The organism is Mobiluncus mulieris ATCC 35243 (genome assembly GCF_000160615.1).
GTDB classification, from domain to species: Bacteria; Actinomycetota; Actinomycetes; order Actinomycetales; family Actinomycetaceae; genus Mobiluncus; species Mobiluncus mulieris.
In genome coordinates this window covers 1,148,750-1,152,930 of sequence record NZ_GG668518.1, presented here as the reverse complement: position 1 = coordinate 1,152,930, position 4,181 = coordinate 1,148,750, and the positions used below count along the sequence as shown (strand labels likewise).

General features: G+C 46.5%; 2 protein-coding genes and 1 pseudogene. 2 read left to right on the top strand and 1 reads right to left on the bottom strand.

Annotation, left to right across the window (positions count from 1 at the left end; all coding sequences use genetic code 11):
- Positions 1-404 precede the first annotated feature (404 nt).
- Together HMPREF0577_RS04935 and HMPREF0577_RS04930 are read left to right on the top strand one after the other, a co-directional pair.
- Positions 405-1,142, top strand: coding sequence for a hypothetical protein (locus HMPREF0577_RS04935; protein ID WP_004012619.1), 738 nt, complete (start codon positions 405-407; stop codon positions 1,140-1,142).
- The gene (locus tag HMPREF0577_RS04930) at positions 1,135-2,298 is read left to right on the top strand and encodes a hypothetical protein (RefSeq protein WP_244854373.1); all 1,164 of its coding nucleotides are present in this window, start codon (positions 1,135-1,137) and stop codon (positions 2,296-2,298) included. Before HMPREF0577_RS04935 ends, HMPREF0577_RS04930 begins: the two co-directional genes overlap by 8 nt.
- Positions 2,299-2,352: 54 nt before the next feature.
- Here HMPREF0577_RS04930 and HMPREF0577_RS11805 read toward each other — a convergent pair.
- Positions 2,353-3,779 (bottom strand): annotated as a pseudogene (locus tag HMPREF0577_RS11805) (ISL3 family transposase).
- Between the last annotated feature and the right edge of the window lie 402 nt (positions 3,780-4,181).

The window sequence follows — 4,181 nt, the reverse complement described above, 5'->3', positions numbered from 1 at the left end:
AATCCCTAAACCCCTGCGAATAATTCCTAGGCATAAAACAACCCTCTCAAAAAAACCTAGAAACAAAACCCAGGACACTTCAGTTTGTAAACATTGAAAAATCGCACAGAAAGGCTCCGACGATGTTTGATTCTACCGTATGTACCCGTCCCTGCGCACCTGGAAGATAGCCAGGGTAATATCTGTGGAGCTCGCGTGAAACTCAGCTTGCCCCTCATGAACCCTACTCACTGATATCTGGCGTGCTAGCTCATGTCAATACTTCAAAGGGATAAGTACAGTGGGTAGCCAAAAGTATAGTCAGAAATACCAGTTTGAATCATAGACCGAGGTGACAACACTGTGATACGATTAAGCTAGGTTCTCAAAAGGGAACTGTTAAAACCGTCTCGAAGGGGAGAAAAATGAAAATAATGAAAATTCGCTTGTTTGCCAGTATGTCGAGTGCTACCATAATTGCAAGTATTGCTGGAGTAGCTTTATTCACTACGCCTACAATTGCGTATTCTGCGGATTCTCCTACCGATTTTGACCGAAAAATCATGGAAAGTTCCGGTCTGACAGCAGAAGAGATGCGCGACTATGCTGAAAGGGACACGAAACTTATGCAAGAAGTAATAGAAGAAAATAAGTCTGAGTTAGACAAATATTCCCCATTAGGAGAGGATAGAGAAAATGCTCCAACCCTTGGTGAGGTTGGAGAAATATGGGTATCAACTTTCGGCAATAGCTCAGGAAGCCTTACGATAGTAGGCCACGCAGCTATTGTGTCCAACAAACCGGAAGTGACAATCGAAGCTTATCCAGACTTTAATTCACCAATAGGAAAAGACGGAGTTCAAGAATATCCCAATACGTGGAGAAGCAGAGATGGTGGTAAGATATTGCTTGGAAATAAAGTTTCGAGCCTTAAAAAAAGACAGGGCGCTGCAGCGTGGGCCGAATCTAAAATTGGCACAAGTTACTGGATAAATGTGCATAATAAATATGACATAAGCAGGATGTATTGTTCTCAGCTAGTTTGGTATGCTTGGTTGACACAAGGAAACGACATAGACTATATTAAGTGGGATACTATTGTTACACCAGCAGAAATTGCAAAATCCTCGGCAACAACAATCTTGTGGGGCACTCTTGGCTAAGACTATAGGGAAAACTTTACGACTCAATTTGATTATTGCGCTTGCACTTTTACTATGTCTTAGCGCATGCGCTAGTACGCCAACAACAACCAAGGGAAAAGTCGATTTACCTTCCGGCCAAAACTTAATTATTCAAACCGGTATGTTTGATAAATACTCGTACATTCTTACAGGAAAAAACAATCAGATAGCAAAAAAGGTAGCAAACGTTCCCGATGCTGATTATTTTGAAGTGTCTAGTTTGGATAATCCCAATGTATACGTAATTGCTGCACGCAGTGACGGCCTATTGAAAATTTCCAAAGATGGTACGTGGGGTAAAATTTTTACGGAAGAAACCGGTGACTTTGGTGGGTATAATGCAGTACTTTCCCTAGAGGATGGCGGCGCAGTCGTAGCAAGAAATAAACTAAATTACACACTCCCTGACGGGAGCTATCCTGATAAAATATTTCGTATTGATGCTTCAGGTAATGTTATTTGGTCTACTATAGTTCCTCTTCGTGTCGATTCGATTCAGCTTGCCGATAATCTTATTGTTTTAAGTGGCGACAATAACCATGCCACAAAGAGTGCGCAGTATCAAATTCTAACTCTCGAAAATGGTTCTATTGTATCTCAAACTCCAATAGATATACCCGACCACTGGAATAGCTTCGAGAATTGTACAATAGTTAATAAAGCCGTACACTGTATTGTGCAATACACCAATACAAATGATACGGGTGAGTGGGAATCCTATCTGGTTAAATTTTCTCTTGAAACAGGAAAGCAACTAAGCTCTCCAGTCTTCATGTCAAACAATATTCATAAGTTCATATTTCTAGACAATTGTTTTTATGGGATTAGAGAACACAAGAGTGAAGAAACTAGATTAATGGTGTTTGATTTAGATGGAAATAGTAAAACTGACTACATATTAAATTCCAAACTTAAAGTTGCATCCTTTGTACACTTTATGAGCTACGGTGGTAATTTGTATCTACATTTCTGGAATCCGCTACCGAAAAAAGAAAAATATGTGGTTAGGGAGGCTGAATCCTTAATTTATTTTAATCCCAAAACTGGCAATTTTATTGAAGAAACTTTCGATATACCGCGATCAGCCTATCGCGGTGCTGGTGCAAATATTCCAACCACCTGGTTCAAAAATTAAATCTGGGTTACATACTTTAGTAACAGATAATGGGTGTTGGGGTTAACCGGCTCTTCATATTTGAGGGTGTAGTTGGTTTTTGAATTCTCCGGTTTCGAGGAGGGCGCGGATGCGGTAGTTGATGAAGTTGCGGAATCCGAGGGTGGTGCCTCTAAGGTGTTCTAGGCGGACGTTGATGGCTTCGGTTGGCTCGTTAGAACTATGGGGGTGGTCGAAGTAGGCCAGGATGTCCCCGGTGCGGCGCTTCAATGTGCGGCCTAGCCGTCTTAGTTCGGGTAGCCCAGCGGCGATGTCTTTAGGGATATTAGCCAGTTTCTCGATGACTTGTTCCATGAGGTGCTTGCCGTATTGGCGGTTTTTCTGCCGGTAGGCGTGCATCATGTCTTGGTATGATATCCAGGCTGCTTCCACATAGGCATGGAAATCATCAGCGGGGATGGCCTGGAGTTTCTCTGCTTGCTTTTCGGTAAGCAGGTTTGCCCCGGTTTTCAGGGTTCTCCTCACCCCGTAGAGCGGGTCGCCGTTACGACCGCGCCGCCCTAGAGTTTCTTGTTGGATACGCTGGCGGCACTTGTCTAGTGCGTCCCCGGCCAGGGCTTCTTTTCATGAGGTGCTATGGCGGCGACGGCACATCGGTGCCGTCGCTATTCGCCTCCGCCAGCGGCAGCGGCGAGGTGCGGGCTTCGCCCGCGCGCCGCTGTAAAACGGATCCATAACAGTGGTGACTTGCGGTAGTTCCTCGTTGACAGCGGTCTTAAACCCGGTGAACCCGTCCATTGACGCGACCTTGACGTTCTTGCAGAATTCTGGGGTTTGCTTGGCCAGCCAGGATTTGAAAGCTTTCTTAGACCTGTCTTCGACCATGTCCAACAAGCGTGTTGGGCCGGTCTTGTCCGCTACGGGAGTCAAGTCGATTATCACTGTGACGAAACGCGGCCCTTTGGAGGTGTGTGACCAAACGTGTTCATCCACCCCAATAACCCGCACCCCTTCCAGACGAGCGGGGTTGTTTATCAGCATTTCCAAGCCCAACTCGAACACCGCATCGTTAGCAGCACCCAGGAAACCCCGAGGTTACGCGCTACTGCGGAGATAGACAGGTGGTCTACTACTACGAGTTTCAAGGCATACCACGCGGCTTTCAACGTCATTTTCCCGCGTGGCTTGGCGATATGCTCGGTGTTTTGCCGCCACACCCTCCCACAGGTCTTACAGCCCCAGCGTGGAATCCTGATACGCAACACCGTGGGGTATGAGCCGCAAGGAAAATGGTTAATATCTCTACTCGCCGTGCTTCGAGCCTCGCCCTGTGCGCCACACCACTGACAGAACTCGTTTTTCCTTGCTATCTTGCAATACAGTACCGTACGCTGCTCACTGGTTTCATCCGAAACCACGCTCAAACCCGACTCAGCGATTCTGAAGATTCTTTCCACACTGGCAGGTGCGCAGGGACGGGTACATACGGTAGAATCAAACATCGCCGGAGCCTTTCTGCGCGATTTTTCGATGTTTACAAACCAATCATCACAAAGGCTCCGACACCCAACCCCCACCACCACCACCACGCCAACACCCCAAAACACCCAAAACCCCGGCCACCCCCAACCCCTAAAACACCCTCAAATGCGAAGAGCCCCCATATCGAGTTACGGAAGCGGTGAGCGATAGATAATTGAATCGATTTTTTCGACCAACCATGACCTAGCGAGCCTTAGCAAGGCCTAACGTCCCGTCAGGCTTTACAACATTGCGCCTCCCAACAGGTATCTCTCTGATTGTAATGTCGAAAAGACTCGACTCCTCGAGCCTTGTTGCACCTCGAGGGCACCAGATGCAAGACGAGAGGACAGTAAGACACCCTACGAAAGAAGACATTCTCC

Bases quoted from the DNA above. Each gene is read 5' to 3' on its own strand.
- HMPREF0577_RS04935 (WP_004012619.1), top strand. From the start codon at position 405: ATGAAAATAATGAAAATTCGCTTGTTTGCCAGTATGTCGAGTGCTACC.